Source organism: Embleya sp. NPDC005971 (assembly GCF_040629175.1).
Lineage (GTDB): Bacteria > Actinomycetota > Actinomycetes > Streptomycetales > Streptomycetaceae > Embleya.
The window spans coordinates 1-18,258 of the sequence record NZ_JBEXUX010000051.1; the positions used below are offsets into that span (position 1 = coordinate 1).

The 18,258-nt window shown below is 72.4% G+C and carries 11 protein-coding genes; all 11 read right to left on the reverse strand.

The window, feature by feature from the left end; all coding sequences use genetic code 11:
* Positions 1-174: 174 nt before the first annotated feature.
* Entirely contained in the window at positions 175-2,310 is a 2,136-nt protein-coding gene (locus ABZ374_RS34135) for a hypothetical protein (RefSeq protein WP_360318683.1), read from the reverse strand.
* 25 nt (positions 2,311-2,335) lie between these two features.
* Positions 2,336-3,418, reverse strand: a complete 1,083-nt coding sequence (locus ABZ374_RS34140) for a hypothetical protein (protein ID WP_360318685.1) — start codon at positions 3,416-3,418, stop codon at positions 2,336-2,338.
* Positions 3,415-5,871 (reverse strand): hypothetical protein, encoded by a 2,457-nt coding sequence (locus ABZ374_RS34145; RefSeq protein ID WP_360318687.1) that lies wholly within the window; start codon positions 5,869-5,871, stop codon positions 3,415-3,417. The genes ABZ374_RS34140 and ABZ374_RS34145 overlap by 4 nt, the downstream gene beginning before the upstream one ends.
* Positions 5,868-9,692 (reverse strand): tubulin-like doman-containing protein, encoded by a 3,825-nt coding sequence (locus ABZ374_RS34150; RefSeq protein WP_360318689.1) that lies wholly within the window; start codon positions 9,690-9,692, stop codon positions 5,868-5,870. The genes ABZ374_RS34145 and ABZ374_RS34150 overlap by 4 nt, the downstream gene beginning before the upstream one ends.
* Before the next feature lie 60 nt (positions 9,693-9,752).
* Positions 9,753-12,062, reverse strand: a complete 2,310-nt coding sequence (locus tag ABZ374_RS34155) for a vWA domain-containing protein (RefSeq protein WP_360318691.1) — start codon at positions 12,060-12,062, stop codon at positions 9,753-9,755.
* 376 nt (positions 12,063-12,438) lie between these two features.
* Positions 12,439-13,425: a pseudouridine synthase gene (locus ABZ374_RS34160; RefSeq protein WP_360318693.1), complete on the reverse strand. Its 987-nt coding sequence runs from the start codon at positions 13,423-13,425 to the stop codon at positions 12,439-12,441.
* A complete protein-coding gene (scpB, locus tag ABZ374_RS34165; RefSeq protein ID WP_360318813.1) occupies positions 13,425-14,096 on the reverse strand; it encodes an SMC-Scp complex subunit ScpB in 672 nt (223 codons plus the stop codon). The genes ABZ374_RS34160 and scpB overlap by 1 nt, the downstream gene beginning before the upstream one ends.
* Before the next feature lie 104 nt (positions 14,097-14,200).
* Entirely contained in the window at positions 14,201-15,214 is a 1,014-nt protein-coding gene (locus tag ABZ374_RS34170) for a segregation/condensation protein A (protein WP_360318696.1), read from the reverse strand.
* Positions 15,215-15,346: 132 nt separating this feature from the next.
* On the reverse strand, positions 15,347-15,913 hold the full coding sequence (locus tag ABZ374_RS34175; protein ID WP_360318699.1) for a hypothetical protein: 567 nt from the start codon (positions 15,911-15,913) through the stop codon (positions 15,347-15,349).
* A complete protein-coding gene (locus tag ABZ374_RS34180) occupies positions 15,898-16,872 on the reverse strand; it encodes an AAA family ATPase (protein ID WP_020555592.1) in 975 nt (324 codons plus the stop codon). The genes ABZ374_RS34175 and ABZ374_RS34180 overlap by 16 nt, the downstream gene beginning before the upstream one ends.
* Positions 16,873-17,226: 354 nt before the next feature.
* Positions 17,227-18,156 carry a tyrosine recombinase gene (locus tag ABZ374_RS34185; protein WP_360318702.1) on the reverse strand — a complete coding sequence of 310 codons (930 nt, stop codon included), beginning with the start codon at positions 18,154-18,156 and terminating at the stop codon, positions 17,227-17,229.
* Positions 18,157-18,258: the final 102 nt, after the last annotated feature.

The following is an 18,258-nucleotide window of genomic DNA, read 5'->3' on the forward strand; positions in this document are numbered from 1 at the left end:
CGGTCCATCGAGACATGGCTGTTCAGTCCCCGGTCCCACTCCCGAAGCTCCCGGGGATCCGGCGAGCCGGCGACCGGACCCATGCCCTGACGGCCGAACAGGTCCCCATAGCTCCACCGATACACGACCTGATCGAGCGGATCGCGCTCGTCCGCTCCGGTCCCCGACGCCATCTCACACCCCCACGCGTTCGACCCCGGCCTGGTCGAGCATGTCGCACATCGCCAGGATCGACACGACGGGTTCGAGAACACGACGCGGCCGAATGCCGCCGGGGAAGCGGCCGTCCCGGTCGCGCGCCCCGGTGGCGGACACGAAATGCATCGTGCAGCGCCGGAATTCCTCGAACGGACTGAGCCAGGCGACCGCGTCGTGGGCGTAGAGGAACGAGTACACGTCGCGGCTCTCGGCGTCCATCCTGGCCGGGTCCACCCGGCCGGGCCTGGGCGGGTGCGAGCCCAGCCAGGCGTCCACCGGCGGCTCGAACCGGATCAGGTCGGACTTGGTCACCGCGACCGCGACCGGCTGGGCGAGCAGCTCGGCCTCCCTCGGCAGCCGGTCCATCACCGCGGCGAAGGTCCGGTCGCCCCGGTAGGCACCGAACGGGTCCTCGCCGTCGCCGGTCAGCCGGCGCAGCTCGGGCAGGTCGACCGCGACCACGGGGTCCACCACGAAGACGAACGCGTCGGCGGCGGCCAGAAACTGCATCTCCCGGCCGCCCCTGGCCAGGTCCTCGCCACTGACGTCGAAGAAGGCGATCGGCCGGGTCCGGCCCGCCGTGCGCAACAGCAGCGCGTCGGCGAACTCCACCAGGTTGCCCTGGTGGTTGACCGTGGTCGCGAGCATCGTCCCGCGCCGGAGCGGGTCGACCCGATTGCGCAGGTAGTCCAGGTGCTGCTCGGGATCCACCGGCAGATGCGTCACGCCGTACGGGCGCAGTCCGCCCGCGTCGATCTCGGCGATCATCGCGGCGAGCAGGTGCGTCTTGCCGGACAGACCGTCACCGATCAGTCCGATCACCAACGGTGGTTCGTGGATCAGGTAGTTGGTCGGCAGGTAGTGCTCGCGGTCCTCGTCTCCGGCGGGGTTGGGACAGCGCATGAAGGTCGCGCGCATCCGGTCGTAGCGCTTGACCGGGTCGGTGACGGTGCTCAGGTCCACCCGTTCGTAGCGCAGCCGGTCGTCGCGTTCGTAGAGGTCGTTCTCGTTCCACCGGATCAGGTCCAGGCAATAGGGGCAGCGCACCTCGGGTCGATTCGGGTCGATGGGGCCGGTCGCCGCGGCGGCGGCCGGTGGGGCGGCGGCGGGCGCCGTCCGGGGTGGCACCCGGGGCATCTCCCGAGTGCCCGCCTCCGGCGGCTCCGCCCGAACTCCGGTCGTCGCGCGCCTGGTCCGGGTCTCCTGGCGGACGCCGAGCGCGTCCAGCCGGCTGCGGATCTCCGCCACCCGGTTCGCCTCGGGCAGCGTGTGCACCTCGGTGGGGGTGTTGAGCAACCGATGGAAACCCGCCCACCCCTCGCCCACGTAGTGCTTCACCATCCGCCGGGCGAGTTCGCGATGCGTGTCGAACGGCTCGTCGCGTCCGGTCAGGTCGACCCGGACCCGGGTTCCGGGCCCGGCGGCGGGCGTCCGGGGCAGGGTGACGAATCGGGGCGCGCCCTTGGGATCGGGGGCGGTGTCGTCGATCTCGAAGGTGGAGAACGTCCACGGCCCCGGCAGCAGCGCGGTGAGCAGGTGTTGCAGGCCCCACAGCAGCGCCGTGCCGTCCTCGGCGGAGGCCGGCAACAGGGCCACCCGGGCCCGGGGGCGGCGCAGCACCGCGGCGGTGAACACCTCCAGCGGGTCGCCGAGCCGGCGGGCCCGCTCGTGCAGACCGCCGGCGGCGAGTTCGAACGCCTCGGCCAGCCGCTCGTCGGCGAGCGGCCGGAGGCCGTAGCCGGCCGGGACCCGGTCGGGATCGAGCGCGCCCGGCGCCGACGCGTCCAGCGAGCCCCACGCGATGGCGTCGAACGGCGCGATGCTGTCCCGGGGACCGACCAGGACGTGCGCGGAGTTGTTCAGGCGTTGCCGGCGCGCGTCGGCGGTGAACGCGCGGCGCACCAGCGCCACGCCCAGCGGGGTGTCGAGCAGACACACGCTGGAGGCCGGGCAGGCCGGGTCGCCGTAGTCCATCGTGACCGCTTCGGCCAGCCGGGTGCGGCTGTGCCAGCCGAAGAGCTCGTCGCGGCCCAGGGAGGTGGCCACCGGGACGATGCCGCGCCGCCCGACCAGCCCGTCGGGGTCCCAGCGGTACACGATCTGATGCAACATCAGCCGACCTCACCTGCCGTCGCGTTCAACTCGGTTGGTTCTTTCCGAAGAGCCGGAACCGGCCCGGCCTCGGCTCGGGCACCGGTGGATTCGCCGGTTTCGGCGGGATGCCGCCCGGTGGCGGGAGGTGGACGGTCGGCGGGGTCTCGGGGCCGGTGCCCGACGGCGGCGGTTGGCCCTGGACCGGCATCCTTCGGCGTTTGCGCTGCAGGGCCGCCTCGTAGCCGCGGCGCCCCTCGGCGAGCGGGTCGTACTGGGCGTGGCCCTGTACGTACGGGTCCGGTTCGGCGAGCCGACGCAGCAGTTCCGCCGCGCCCGGCCGGCGCTGCGGGTCCACCTCGAACACGCCCTGGAACAGGTCGTACAGCAGACCCTGGCTCTCCACCCCGGCCGGGACCATGCCCTGTCGGACCGGGCGGCCGATGGTGACGTGATAGGCGACCTGGGCGGCCGACCACAGATCGTCGCGCGGGTCGGCCGGGCCGGGGCCGCGCAGTGGGCCCGGCGCGGCCCACAGTGCGGTGCCCAGGCTGCTGCGCGGCTCGCCCGCGAGTGCGGCGTGGTCGAAGTCGGCGACGTACAACCGGCGCTGCTCGCGTTGCCAGCGCACGCTGGTGGGGGTCAGGTCGCCGTGTACGACGCCGGCCGTCTCCAGGTGCCGGACGGTGCGAAAGAGCGCCCGTCGGAAGGCGTCCTGTTCCTCGGTCAGCAGCTTGCCCACCACGTCCTCGGCGGGCGGGCAGGGCACCGACTCCAGCAGCAGGAACGGCTCGACGCCGTCGAAGTCGTGCCCGGCGATGCGGGCCAGTTCACGCGGGTGATCGTGCGGCCCGAAGGTGCGCGCGAGCCGCAGCAGCACCCGGATCTCGGTCTCCAGGCCGGCCTCGGCACCGGCCCGGCGACGTGCGTCCAGCGCACCGAGGCGCTTTTGCACGAACGTGCTGCCGTCCTCCAGGTCCCGCACGTCGCGGACGCGGAAGAGTCGGCCGGGCACGGGCGGGTGGTCCGGGCCGAACTCGACGCGGCGTTCCACCGACCGGCCCTCGGGGTCGGTGTAGCCGAGCTTTTCCTCCCCGGCCTCGCCCGGCCGCCCGGCGGCCGGGCTCACGAGGCCCATCCGTCGTCGCGCCGGGCACTCGATCCGCCCGCGTGGTCCGGGCCGCCGCTCGGCCCGCCGTCGACGCTCTCCTCCCACATCCGCGCGTCGTCCACCGAACCCGGCAGCAGCGGCAGCAGGCGCAACACGCCGGCCATCCGACCACCGCCGGTCCACACCAGCTCGTGGTCCACGAGTTGGCCGTCGCCGCGCTCACGCAGGGCCTCGCGAACGGCCGGCCGGACCCCGCGCGGCGCGAAGCGCACACTGCGAATGTGCGTGGGGACGTGGTCGAGCAGCATCAACTGGTCGGTGGCGCACAGTTGCAGCATGGACCGGTCCGCAGGCTGGGCGAGCAGCCCGGCGATCCGGTCCGCGTCGCCGCCGGCCGCGTTCGCGACGTGCGGGCGGTCCTGGGTACGGCGCGCGAACGGCGGCGCGGCCTGGATCCCGTGGTGCGCCAAGTGGTCGGCGTACGAGCGCAACACGCGCCGCAGTTCGGCCTCCGTGCCCTGCCGGGACGCCTCCGCCGGGTCCCCTTCGAGCAGCGCCCACATCGGTTCGAACGCCGCGTGCAGCCCGTCCACCAGGTCGCCGAGCACGACGTCGTACAGACTCGGGCCCGCGCTCGGCGGCGGCGTCGAGGGCGGCGCGGGGCGACCGGGGGTCGGCGGGCCGCCGATGCCGTACCCGGTCGTGGTCGGTTCGGGACCGGCCGCCTCGGTGCCGAGTTGCCGCTCGACCGCGGTCGCGTCCTCGGCGAGCACCTTGGCGCTCTCCTCCAGCAGCGCGGCCAGCACGATCGCCCGGTCCACCGCCTCGCGGCGCGGACCCGCCAGCGCCCAGTCGTTCCACATCGTGCGCACCAGCAGCGCGTGCAGTGCGTGCAGCGCCCCGCCGGCCGCGCCGAGCGCCAACATCCGCTCCCAGCGCCGCACCCGCTGGGTCCAGTCCAGACCGGGCAGCACCACGAGCACGGCGAGGCCGAGCACGAGGGCGAGCGGACCGACGCCGGTCGGCGGCTCCCAGGCACGCCCGGCGAGCACCCCGCCGACCGCGCCGACCAGCGCGATCAGGCCGGCCGGCACGATCATCGCCAACGCCTCGGCGGGCAGCATGGCGTGGCCCGGCCGGTCGGGGCGGCGCAGCGCGATCAGCGTCGACCCGAACACCACGAGCAGCACCGCGAGCGCGGCGCCGACCACCGCGAAGGCGGGCCACAGCGCGGTCAGGAACGCACCGACCAGCAGCCCGCCGGCGACCCCGACGTGGGCCGAGCCGAGCGGGAAGGCGGGCGGGCGGGTGTAGTGCGCGAGGAAGGCGTCCGAGCAGATCCGGTCCACCTCGAAGGCTCGGGAGGCACCCGCGCCGGGGCTGATCCGGTCGGCCAACTCGCGCAGCCGCTCGGCCAGTCCGCGCAGCCCCTCGGGTCGGTCGAAGGCGGCGGCGGTGCGCTCGCGCAGCGCGCCGGCCACCGAGGTCACGCTCAGCCCGGCGGGCTCGGGGAGCAGCACGCCGACCTGGTCCAGCCAGGCTCGTCCGTCCGCGTCGAAGCCGGCCGCGCCCCGGCCCACGGTCTGCCGGACCAGGTCCCGATATTCGCCCAGCGCGGTCGCGGACTCGACGACCCCGTCGTGGATCGAGCGCCCGTCGCGACCGGCCGTGCCGTACAGCGCGAGCGGTCCGGCCAGCGCGGCCAGGCGCCGCTGCGCGTGCCCGAAACCCTGGTCGGCGTGCGCCCACCGGGCGCCGAGCGGGCTGTCGGCGCGCACACATTCGCGGATGCCGCCGCCGGCCGCGGCGAGCCCGGCGCCCTGGTTGTCGGCGAGGGCCGCGAGCGGCTCGGGCCAGGGCTCGTCCACCCCGCCCTCGGTGCCGACCAGCCGCTGTGTCGCGCGGATCCGAGCCCGCTGTACCGCGTCGTCGCGGATCCGGTGCACGAACGCGTTCAGTCCCGGCGCCGCGATCGAGCGGGGCATCTCGGTCACCCCGGCGAGCACCTGATCGAACACCTCGGGCTCGGTGAGCACGTCCACCAGCGGCGCGAGCGCGTCCGCGTCGTCCGGGCGCAGCGTGGTCCCGGGCGCCCGGCCCGGGGCCCAATCGGTGCCCCGGACGTCGCCGACCCACAACGTGGCCGCGTCGGTGCCCACGAGTTGGCCCGGGCGGCGCAGCACGATCGAGCCGTCCACGGGCGAGCCCACCGCGACGCACACGACCCGGATGTAGTCGCTGCCGAAGATGCGTTCGTAGGCCCGCCGGTGGGCGACCAGTTCGTCCACGGAGTCGAGCACGAGCACCCGGTCGGCGGCCACGTTCAGGGTGCCGGCGGGCACCCGGGTACGCGCGTACGCGGTCTGGACGTCGGCGAACCGCCGGGCCGCCATCACCGCTTCGTACTCGGTGCGCAGGTCGACCACGACCACCAACGGGTGTGGTGCGCCCGCGTCGACGGAGTGGGTCACCAGCCACCCCCGGGCAGTTCGCGCTCGTCGTGCTCGTCCGGCAGCGGCCGCGTGCGGTCCAGGCCGTCCAGCCGCACCGTGCGGTCCTCGGGGTCGCGGTCCTCGCGCCCGGCCCGCTCGCGCGGGTCGAACGGGCCGCGGGCGTCCCGGGCCCGGTAGGGATCGTGCGGATCGCCCGCGCCCCGCGCGTCCAGCGGCCCCCGGGTCTCGCGCGACTCCCCCGGGTCGTACGGGTCGTAGGGGTCGTACGGCTCCCGCCGGGACCTCCGCTCGGCGGCCGGCGGCCGATCCGGGCGGTCCGACCGATCCGGGCCGTCCCGCTCGTCCCGGTCGCGGTCGCGCTGCCCGGGCTTGTCCAGGTTCGGCCGGCGCACGTCGCCGGTCTCGGGCAACTCGCGCGGGTCGCGCGCCTCGCGCCACTCCTGCGGGTCACGCGGCGGTCGATCCCGCCATTCGCGCGGACCGCCCGGGTCGTCCCGATCATCGCGATCGTCGCGAACCGGCCGCGGGTCCCGTCGCCCGGTCCACTCGTCCCGATCGTCGCGCTCGTCGCGCACCCGCTCGGCCGACCGCCGCTCCCGGCCGGTGCCGCGCTCGTCCCGGTCCCGGTCCCGCCGATCGGACCCGTCGCCGCGCCCGCCGAACCCGTCGCCGACGCCCGCCGCCGGGTCGTCGTACTCCAGCTCGCGCAGCGAGTCCCGGGTGCTGCTCTGGTGCGGGAAGGACAGGTCGAGCGCGGCGGGCAGGGTGACCTCCCACAACCGCAGCAGCTCCTCCGCCCAGCCCCGACTGCGCTCCGGCAGCCGATCGCGCAGCTCCTTGAGCACCTTGATCTGTCGCGGTGCGACCTCGTGCACGAAGTGCCGGTACAGCGGCGCGGGTTCACTCACCCGCGAGCCCAGGCCCTCGGGATAGGTGAGCATCAGTTGCTTGGCGAACTCCCGGCGCACCGAGGCGTCGTCGGTCAGCGTCCACTCCTCGTAGGCACGCAGCAGGCTGCCCCACGAGGAGGCCCGGTCGAACGGGCGCAGCGGCAGCTTCATCACGGTCGGCCCGTGCGGCAGCCGGATGTCGATCACCTCGGGCGAGGACCGGTCCCCGCGCGCGACCTCGACCTGCCCGTTCCACATCGCGCACAACAACCGGTGCAGGATGTACGCCCGGTGCCCCTCGGTCGTGGCCAGCCAGTCGTAGGTGAAGCCCAGCCGCTGACGCCACTTGAGGAAGTCGACCGGATCCTGCCGGTCCAGCGAGCGCGACCACTGGGCGAGCACCTGGCGCACCTCGGGCACCTCGGTCAGGCTCATCGCGCTGCGGAAGAGCACCACCACGATCGACTCCTGCTCGACCGCGCGGAACTCGATCTTGCGGGACGGCTCGTTGGGGATGTTCAGCATGCGTTCCAGGTACTGCCGCACCTCCATGTCGTGCGAGGTGCCCGGGTGGGCGATCAGCACCTTGAGTTCGCCGCTGCCCTCGGGCGAGAAGCCGTTGGGCAACATGCCCGCGAGCTTTTGCACGAACTGTTCGAGGTCCTCCTCGCCCACTGCGGCGCCGCGCCGGGTGGCCGCCCGGGTGAGCAGGTCGCGCACCGGCGGCAACAGCGGCTGCGCGTTGAGCTCGCCGGCCTGCACGAACAGGGTCTTGACCAGTTGCTTGATCTGGTCGCGCACGTAGGTGACGGCGAGCTGGCCGCCCTCGCGCTCCTCGCCCAGTTCGTAGGCGCGCTGCCAGATGCCCGCGCCGAGCAGCTTGCCGACGATCTGCGCGGCGCCGGCCGTCTCGGGCAGCCGCTCGCGGTCCACGAAGCGGCGCAACACCTGGCGGTAGAACGACTCCAGGTTGCCCTGCGGCGGCAGCAGGTAGGAGACCCCCGAGCGCTGCCGGTACAGCTCGCGGGTGGCCCGGCCGAAGTTCGCCTCCTCCTGGTCGCGGTGGTCGTTGAACGCCTGTCCCAGGCCGTCCACCACCTGCCGCAGGTAGATCATCTTGCGGTCCCACACCTCGGCCTGACCGCCCCACTGGGCATGCCAGTTGCGCCGCGAGCGCCACTCGAACCACTGCTGCTGCGCACCCAGTGCGCGCTGCACCTCGGGGTCGCCCCACTTGGCCTTGACCACGCCGCCCGCGCGGTCCTTGATCGCCGGTATGTGCGGCGCGTTCACGGTGATGCCGGGGGGCGGGGTCGGTTCGGTGCTGCAGTGCGCGAGCAGTCCGGCCGCCCCGGGCCGATCCGAGTCGCTGTACAACCGTCGATCGCCGAAGAGCACCCGGCGGGCCCGGAACAGGTCGCCGTCGGCGAGCAGTTGCCGAATCCCGCGGGCGTGGTTGAAGTCCTCGGCCAACTGTGCGGTGTGCGAGCGCAGTTGGGCCTCCTGCTGACGCAGGGCCTGCTCCATCGCCCGGGTCCGCGCGTTGAGCGCCTGCATGATGCCCGCGGCGCCCTTGGCCGGCGCCGGGTCGGCGACGTGCGGCGGTGCGCACAACCACAGTTCGCCCAGGCCGGACACCGACATGAAGGACTTGATCTGCTCCAGGTTGGCCTCGGCCGACACCCGCACGTCCGAGGTCAGGTCGCGCACGGCCTGGGCGAGCAGTCGCCCCGCGACGATGTCGGCGAGTTCGTCCACCGGTACGGCCATCGAGGCGACCAGGCTGGTGGACACCCCACAGGCGCCGATCCCGCTGGGCGCCGGGATCTCGCGGCGGACCCCCTCGTTGATGAAGCTGTCCGCGAACGACTGGTACAGGTCGCCCTGGATGACCGCGTTTTCCAACTCGGGTCCGCCCGGGTTGAGTCCGGTGCCGATCAGCGACATCACCAGGGACACCACCGAGCGGTGCAGGTCCTCGCGCTCGATCCCGCTGGTGCGACTGAACAGGAAGCCGGTCTGGACGGTGCCCGCCTTGAGCCGGGTGGACTCCAGCCCGGGGTAGCGCACCGCCAGGTTGCCCGCCGGCGCGCCGAGCCCGGTGTCGAGTTCCTCCTGCGCGTACTGCCCGTTCTGGTCGTCGACCAGTTGGAACAGGTCGAGCAGCGCCCGTCCGGCGTTGAGCACCGCGGGTCGCCCGCCGCCGCGTTCGTCGTCGAACGCGGACGGCATCAGCACCAGCGGATAGATCTTGATCCCGTCGTAGCCCTGCGAGAACGCCTCGCCGATCAGGTGCAGGTAGTCGTAGAAGATCCCGCAACCGGTGCCGCCGGCGACCGAGAACGCGACGAAGACGTCGCACGTGTTGCGGTTGTTCTGGCTGCCGCTGAGCGCCATCAGGTGGTCGTTGCCGTTGCTGATCAGGCCGACCGCACGACGCAACGGGTCCATCGCGGGCGCGAGTCCGTGCCGGAAGGTCTCGAACAGGGCCGCGCGGCCGACGGTGGGCAACTGCCCCGCGCCGCGCCGCAGCGGCGTCACCCGCGGCTCGCCCTCGCGGGCGGGCAACCACGGGATGGTCTCCTCCGCCGCGTTGATCCGCAGCGAACGGGCCACCTCCGGATAGGTGTTCAGCGGCGGCACGAGCTGGGTGGTCAGGTGCGCGTTGCGGTCCGCGGCGGCCCGGTGCGCGGGCGGCGCGGCGCGCAGTCGCTGGCGCTGCAACTCGTTCTCGTTGAGGTCGGCGTAGACGAACTGGATGCAGTTGGGCAGTTGGTACGGGGCCAGTTGGCCACCGAGCCGCTGCATCAGGCCGGTGCCGTCGGCACCGCACAGCTCCTCACGCAGCCGGCGTTCGAGTTCGGCTCCGATCAGACATCCGGTACCGCCCAGACCCACGAACAGCATGGACTGGTGGATGGACATGCCCCTGCGGCCTTGCGCTGCCACGGGCCCTCCTCGAAAAGTGCGTGACGTGCGAGTTCAGGTGCCGGGGACCCCGGTTCGCGCTCAGCGCGGGGGTCCGTAGCCGAACGTGGTGTCGTCGGGGCCCGCACCGGGCGCGGGATCCGCGGCGGGTCCCGTGCCGTACGGGCCGTACGGGTTGTACGGCCGATCGGATCCGTAGGCGTTCTCGCCGTACGGTCGCGGCGACCCGGTCGGGGCCGCGCCGTACGAGCCGTAGGGATCACCCGAACCGGGACTCGCGTCGGCGGGCGGCCCGTGCTGGACCCGATCGTCGGTGAAGCCGAGCGCGAGCCCGGGCTCGACCTCGGTGGGCCGGCCCGCTTCCAGGTGCAGGTGTGCGCCGAGCGGAGTCTCCACGTCCAGAGTGCCGGTCGCCGCGGTTCGCCGCACGATCCACGCGGTTCCGGGTTCGTGCATGTACAGCGGAATCAACTGCGGCGGGAAGCCGGTGGTGTCCAGCCGGAACCACATCGCCTCGGCCCGCTCGTTCAGCGGCCGGGTCTCCACGCCGATCGGCTGCCCGTCGCGGTACAGCCGCAGCGCGATCGGTCCGATCCGACGTGCCCGCCCGCGCCGCTTGGCGAGGAAGCCGAACAACGCGAGCAGCAGTGCGAGCAGCACGACGCCCCCGATCACCAGCCACAGGTACTCGTCCCAAAAGCCCGGCGGCGGTTCGACGGTGATGGTGCGGGTGGTCTCGAAGAGCACCCGGTCGCCGTCGGTGGTGTCCAGCACCCGGACCCGGCCGGTGTGGTCGCCCTTGGCGATGTTCTTGCCGAAGGCGAGTTCGAAGCCGAAGTTGTCGGCGCCGGTGGTCACCTTCTGCTCGGCCCCGGTGATCCGCAGCCCGGTGTCGGCCGGGAAGTCGGCGATCACCCGCAGGTTGTGCGGCTTGTTGTCGTTGACCTTCCAGGAGACGGTGCCGGCCACGCTGCCGCCGGGTTCGATCGTGTTGTCGCCCCACTTGATCTCGGCCGAGACCGTGGCCGGTCCCCCGCCGAGGGTGACCGTCTTGACCTCCCGGGTGCCGGCCACGCCCGGCGCGGTGATGGTGCCGGTGAAGCTGACCGGGCCGGTGATGCCGCCCGGGATCCGGTAGTCGCTGAAGAACTCGCCCTTGTCGCCGGGGCGAAGCGGGATGTCCGCCTTGAGTCCGGGTCCCTCGACGTGGCCGGACACGGTGACGCCCTTGAGCGCGGCCGGATCGGTCAGGTTCTTCTCCCGGGTCTGGAGGAAGACGCTGAACTTGACCGACTCGTCGGCGCTGGGCTGCGGCGGGTTGAGCTGGACGTAGGACTTGACCACGCCCTGCCACAGCGCCGCCGCGCTGACCGGCCCAAAGACCCCGGGGCGGGCCTTGAGGTGGATCCGCCACTTGCCCGCGACGGGATCGGTGATCCGCAACGTCTCGGTGCGCGAGCCCTGCCCGCGCCGCTCGGTGCCGGGCGCGTTGTCGGCCTGCTTGCCGTCCGGATCGAAGAACGTGGTCTCGATCTCGCCGGCGGCCTTCTGCACCTGGATGACCACGTCGGTGGCGATCGCCGGGATCGTCACGTTCAGGTCGGCCTCGCCGTTCACCTCGGTCGAGTCGGTCTGGGTGACCCCGGCGCAGCGCGCGGTCGCGAACGCCTTCTGCAGGGTCTGCACGACCTCGCCGGAATCCTTGACCGTGATCGCCGCGGGCTTGTCCCCGGGCCGCTCCGAGCACGTCGACGGCGCGCCGCCGGCCGCCATCCGAGCCAGTTGCGCGGCGTCGATCCCGCTGCCGAAGCCCAGTGGCCAGATCTGTACGCCGGCCGCCTTCGCCTGGGCCAGCGCGGCGGTCAGGCCCTTGTCCAACTCGCCCGGGATCCGGGCGGGGTCGTTGCCGTAGCCTTCGCCGGGCCCGACCGACATCGCGCCGTCGGTCAGCACGAACAGCACCTTGGCCTGCCCTGCGGGTGCCCCGGCCAGCATGTTCACGCCCTGGCGCAGTGCGGCCGGGATGTCGGTGTTGTTGCCCTCCTGGTCGGTGCGCGCGTGGAGCTTCTCGGCACACTTGGCCGCCGCCGGGTCGGACACCACGGTCAGTGCGCAGACCACGTCCACCGGCGGGTTCGCGCCGGCGCCGCTGCCGAAGCCGATCACGCCCACTCGCGAGTCGGGTGAGAGTTCGCCGATCGCGGCGAGCGTCGCGGCGTCCTTCTCCCGGTCCAGGTCGGGGCCCTTGAGACTGCCGGACTCGTCGACCAGGACCGCGTACGAGATCGGCTCGACCTTCAGGCTCGGATCGCCCACCGCGGGGTCCGCCGCCCGGGCCGCGCCGGGTGTCAGCGCCACCACGAGCGCGCCGAACAGAACTGCGGTGGCCAACCGCCGTGGACGCCGTGTGGAGGGCGCCGGCCGTGGCGCTCCCCGGCGGACAGGCAGCACCAAAGTGGCGTCCCCCCTGCTGTCGGCCCCGCGTGCGCGAGGCACACCTCGGGTATTCGGCAACGTTCTAGCAGCACATGGGGGGTTGCGGGCACCGATCGCGATCACTGGCACACGCTCGGTTCCGAACCGTTATTCGGCCAATACCCGGGCACCCCCGTGCGGGCTTCCACGATGCACCATCGGGCAGGCCGGCGGAACCGAATCGGCCAGATACGAACAACGGCCGCAGCGGTTCCACCCGGAAGTGGAACTACTGCGGCCGTCAAGGCAGTTGGATGCCCGCGCCGAAACGCGACGAAACCTGCGAAGGGTCCTACAGGTCGACCTGGCGAAACAGCAGGCCGATCTCCTCGTTGGACAACCGGCGGGTGCGGCCCGGCTTCTGGTCGCCGAGTTGGATCGGACCGAACTGGGTGCGCACCAGCCGCTCGACCGGGAAGCCCAGCTCGGCCAGCATGCGCCGGACGATGTGCTTGCGACCCTCGTGCAGCACCACCTCGACGAGGTAGTTGTGCCCGACGCTGTCCACGATCCGGAAGCTGTCCGCGCGGGCGACGCCGTCCTCCAACTCGACCCCGGCCTTGAGCTTCTTGCCCAGGTCGCGCGGGATCGGGCCCTGGATCGAGGCGAGGTAGGTCTTGCGCACCTCGTACCGGGGGTGGGTCAGTCGGTTGGACAGCTCACCGTGGTTGGTGAGCAGGATCAGGCCCTCGGTCTCGGTGTCCAGCCGGCCGACGTGGAACAGGCGCTGCTCGAACTCGGTGATGTAGTCCGCGATGGTGAACCGGCCGTCCGGGTCGAACATGGTGGACACCACGCCGGTCGGCTTGTTGAACGCGATGTAGGTCTCCGCCGGGCGGGTCGGGATGCGCATCCCGTCGACCTTGATCTCCACCGTGTCCGGGTCGACCCGCTTGCCCTGCTCGGTGACCCGCTCGTCGTTGACCTGGACCCGGCCGGCCTCGATCAGGTTCTCGCAGTGCCGGCGGCTGCCGATGCCCGCGTCCGCCATCACCTTCTGCAGGCGGACGCCCTCCTGCTGCTCGCGCTCGTTGCGCTCGGTGGAGCGCATCGTGGTGGGACGACGGTCCGGGCGACCGGTGCTCGCCGACGGGCGGCGGTCCTTGCCACCCGCCGCGCCCGACTTCGGCTGCCCACCCGCGCCGCCTCGACGATTGTCGTCGGCGACCCGGCGGGGCTGCGGAGTGTTGCTGCCGCGCCCGGTGCCCCCGCGCTTGTTCACCGAGCGTTCGTTGCCTCGGTCGTTGCCGCCGGAGCCTTGCCTGTTGGTGGGTGCCATCAAACTTCCGTAGTCGTCTCGCCGTCGTCGAGGTCGGCGTGCACCGCCCCGGTATCCCTCCCAGTATCCCCGCTCCGCGCAAGCGGGGACGCCGCGCGGGTCGCGAAGCCGTCCGGGGGCCCTTCGCCCTCCGCCTCCAGCGCCTCGATCTCGGGCAGGAAAGGGGCCAATTCCGGCAACTCGTCGAGCGAACGCAGGCCCATCCGCTCCAGGAAGAACTCCGTGGTGCGGTACAGCGTGGCCTGGGTCTCGTACTCGACGCCGTATTCCTCCACCAGGCCGCGCGCCAGCAGCGTGCGCATCACCCCGTCGCAGTTGACCCCGCGCACCGAGGAGATCCGGCCGCGGCTGACCGGCTGGCGATAGGCCACCACGGCGAGCGTCTCCAGGGCGGCCTGGGTCAGCCTGGACTGCCGGCCGTCCAGGACGAAGCGTTCGACGGCGGCGGCGTGCTCGGGGCGGCTGTAGAACCGCCAGCCGCCGGCCACCTCGCGCAGGTCGAAGCCGCGGCCCTGGGCGGTGTACTCCAGCGCCAGGGTGCGCAGCGTGGCCAGCACCTCGGCGAGCGGGCGATCGAGCACCTCGGCGAGCAGGTGTTCGGAGACCGGCTCCTGAACCACCATCAGGATGGCCTCCAGAGCCGCCGGGAGCGGACCGTTGGACACCGGCAGGGTGGGCGGCGGGGTCCGGACCCGAGCGGCCCTGGGAGCGGGCACGGCGGCCTCCGGCCCGGCCGTCTCGTCGTCCGGCTCGATCCAAAAGCCCTCGTCGTCGCTCACGCGTCCTCCTCGCCCTCGCGCACCACCGTGTCGAACTCGTCGAACTCGGCGAACTCCCGGCCCACCATCGACTCCCCGTCCGAGCCGGCCGTCCAGCGCACGGTCAGCTCACCCAACGCCTCGGCCTGGTCGAACCCCACCGCCAACTCGCGAAAGAGTTCGAGCAGCACCAGGAATCGGGCGATCACGTGCAGCGTGTCCGGTGCGTCCCGGGCCAACTCGGCGAACGTCGCGCTGCCGGTGCGCCGCAGCCGTTCGACCACTATCGCCGCCTGCTCCCGCACGCTCACCCGCTGCACATGGATGTGTTCGATCGACACGATCCGCGGCGCCTTGGGGGTCATCGCCTTCGCCGCCAGCCTGGCGAACCTGTCCAGCGACGTGGTGATCACCACCTCGGGCAGCAGGCCCCGATAGCGCGGCTCCAGCGAGACCTCACGCGGATAGCGGCGGGACTCCTCCGCCCAGCGATCCTCCAGAATGCCCGCGATCTGCTTGTACGCCCGGTACTGGAGCAGCCGCGCGAACAGGAGGTCCCGGGCCTCCAGCAGGGCCAGGTCCTCCTCGTCCTCGACCTCGGCGGCCGGGAGCAGCCGGGCCGCCTTCAGGTCGAGCAGGGTCGCCGCGATCAGCAGGAACTCGGTGGCCTGGCCCAGGTCCCAGTCCGGGCCCTGGGCCCGGATGTGGGCGATGAACTCGTCGGTGACCCGGGACAGCGCGACCTCGGTGACATCCAGCTTGTGCTTCGCGATCAAGCCGAGGAGCAGATCGAACGGGCCCTCGAAGTTGGCCAGGCTGACCCGGAAACCGGTGCCGTCGTCCGCCGGGGGCCCAGGATCGGGCGCGGGAGCGGCGGGAGCGGGGACGGGGAGTGTCGCCGGGACGGGCCGCGGCGCGGATTCCGATCCCGTCCGCCCGGCCGCCGCGGCCGGCTCCCGGGGTGCGGCGGGCCGACCCGGGCCGCGCCCGAGGGTGCGTCGGGTGGGGTCGGGACGGTTGTCGTTGGACATGGTGCGCTCAATGGTGCGGGCCGCGACTGCGGGAAACGGCACGGACCCGCCGGGCGGTGGTCCGAATTGGGCCACTCGGGGGACCGGCGGGTCCGTCGAGACTTCGCGAAGCGGGGTTCGCTCGAATGTCGCTTAAGAGCCACGCAGACGACGGACGAGAATGCTCGCCTCGCCGCGCGCCTCCAGGTCGGCCAGGACCACCGCGACCGCCTCACGCACTATCCGACCGCGGTCCACGGCCAGGCCGTAGTCGCCGCGCAGGCTGAGGCGTGCGTGTTCGAGGTCCATCAGTTCCTCGGCCGACACGTAGACCGTGATCTTCTCGTCGTGTCGCTCGCGTCCGCTCGGGCGGCGCTGCGCACGTGTCCGTCGGTGCGCCGGGCGCGCGTTGGGATCGACTCCCGCGGCGGCGGCGGACATCGAGGACGCGCCCGAGGGCGTGGGTGCTTCCCGGCGACCGGGCACGGGATGCGGTTGTACGGCGTGCTGTTCGGCCTCTCCGGGGCCACCGTCCGCGCCGGACGACTCGTGTCGCTCGGTGCTGTCGGAACCTGCTCCGACCGGCGGGACCTGTGCGGGCACGGTGCCGCGCGACTCCCCCGAATCCCCGCCGGCGTTCTGCTGCTGTTGCCGCAGCATGGCGCCACCGGTGGTCCGGAACAGTTCGTCGGCACCCGGGAGACTCACTCGGCGCGACACCGGGCGAGCACCTCCCTGGCCAGTTGGCGATAGGCGGCTGCGCCCACCGAGTTGGAGGCGTAGGTGGTGATCGGTTCGCCCGCGACCGTGGTCTCGGGGAACCTGACGGTGCGTCCGATCACGGTGTGGAAGACCTGGTCGCCGAACGCCTCGGTGACGCGGGCCAGGACCTCCCGGCCGTGCACGGTGCGCACGTCGTACATCGTCGCCAGAATGCCGTCGAGCACGAGGTCGGGGTTGAGCCGCTCGTGCACCTTCTCGATCGTCTCGGTCAGCAGCGCGACGCCGCGCAGTGCGAAGAACTCGCACTCCAGCGGCACGATGACGCTGTTCGCCGCGGTGAGCGCGTTGACCGTGAGCAGACCGAGCGAAGGCTGGCAGTCGATGATGATGTAGTCGTAGTCGTTGACCAGCGGCCGGATCGCGCGCGAGAGTGTGGTCTCGCGGGCCACCTCGGTGACCAGTTGCACCTCGGCGGCCGACAAGTCGATGTTGCTGGGCAACAGGTCCATGCCGGGGATGATCGTCTTCAGCAGGACGTCGTCCGCGCTGAGATGACTCTCCATCAGCAGGTTGTAGACCGTGAGTTCGAGCTCCATCGGGTTGACGCCCAGGCCCACCGACAGGGCGCCCTGGGGGTCGAAGTCCACGAGCAGCACTCGTCGACCGTATTCGGCCAGCGCGGCACCCAGGTTGATGGTCGACGTGGTCTTGCCGACGCCGCCCTTCTGGTTGCACATCGCGATGATCTTCGCCGGGCCGTGCTCGCTCACCGGCGCCGGAATCGGGAAGTACGGCAGGGCGCGGCCGGTCGGGCCGACCCGCTCGCGCCGCTGCGTGGCGGCGTCGGGGGCGAGGGTCGCGGCGTACTCCGGATCCGGTTCGTAGTCCGCGTCGGGGTCGAACGGTCCGCCACGCAGTTCCTCGGCGTAGCGCAACTCGTCGTCGTAGTAGTACATGTCGTAGGCGTACTCGTGCGCGTCCGGACCATCGAGCCCGTCTTGCCCGGCCTGGTTGGCCGGGGCGGTCTGGCCCACCTGAGCGGCGCTGTCCGTGCGCGTCCCCTGCTGGTCCTGTAGGCCGTCGGCGGGCCCGTAGGAAGAGGTAGTCGGCGCTGCACGGCCCGGCGCCGCCCCTGGCTGGGCACCCCCGGGAGCAAATGTCGACTCGTTCACAAGTCGTCTTACCTCCTTGCCGACCAGGTCATTTCTTGCTTCGTCAGCCTGAATCCTTGCCGACGGATCGCGACTCTATGGCGTTGCGGACGGTCGCAGCAAGGCGAACCGCCCGACGTATGCAACATGTGAGGCGATCTAGTCAAGCGCCCGAGGGTGGGATCCTGCGTACACCTGACGGGGTCCATCGGGGGTTTCGCGGCCGTAGACCCGGGTCGTGGACACCGAGGAATGACCCAGGAGTTCCTGGACGACCCGGACATCGGCCCCACCGTCGAGCAAATGTGTGGCGAACGAACGCCGCAGTGTCCGCGGGGAGATGGGCTCCGACAGCCCGGCCCGCGCGGCGGCGCCGCGGAGCACGGCCCAGCCGCTCTGCCGTGACAATCGGCCGCCTCGCGCGTTGAGAAAGACGGCGGCGCCGCCGGGCCCCGCGGCGGCGAGTTCGGGGCGCGCCCGGGTCAGGTACACATCGAGCGCGTCCAGGACGGGCACGCCCAACGGCACCACCCGCCGGCGACCGCCCGGCCCGACCAGGGCGACGGTCCGCGCGGACAGGTCCAGGTCGTCCAGATCCGCCCCGATCGCCTCGGAAACGCGCGCACCGGTCCCGTACAGCAGTTCCAGCAAGGCCCGGTCGCGCGGCCCGTACGGCGCGGCACCCGTCGAGGCGGCGGCCAACAACGCCTCGACCCGCTCGACCGAAAGCGCCTCGCCCCGCCGCGACTTCGGCACGCCCGGCCGCACGTCCCGCGCGACGTCGACCGCGACCAACCCCTCGCGCAGCGCGAACCGATGCAACCCCCGCACCGCCACCAGAGCCCGAGCCACCGACGCCTCGGCCGCCCCCGCCTCCCGCAACGCACCCGCGAACGCGGTCACATCCTCCCCCCGCACCCCCTCCGGCGAACCGACCCCCCGCCCCCTCAACCAGGAGAGGTAACGCCGCAAATCCCCCCGATAAGCCGCAACCGTCCCCCGCCCCACTCCACCCTCACCGGCCACACAAGCCAAATACGCCCCGACAACCCCATCCACACCCTCATTCTGCCCCCCAAAACACCACATGCCGCACACCCACGCCTTTGTGGATGTACGGCACGCAATGCAACCAGCCCAACACCTCAACCCCAACCGAGCCCCTCAGCCCGGCCGGCGCATGAGGCCACC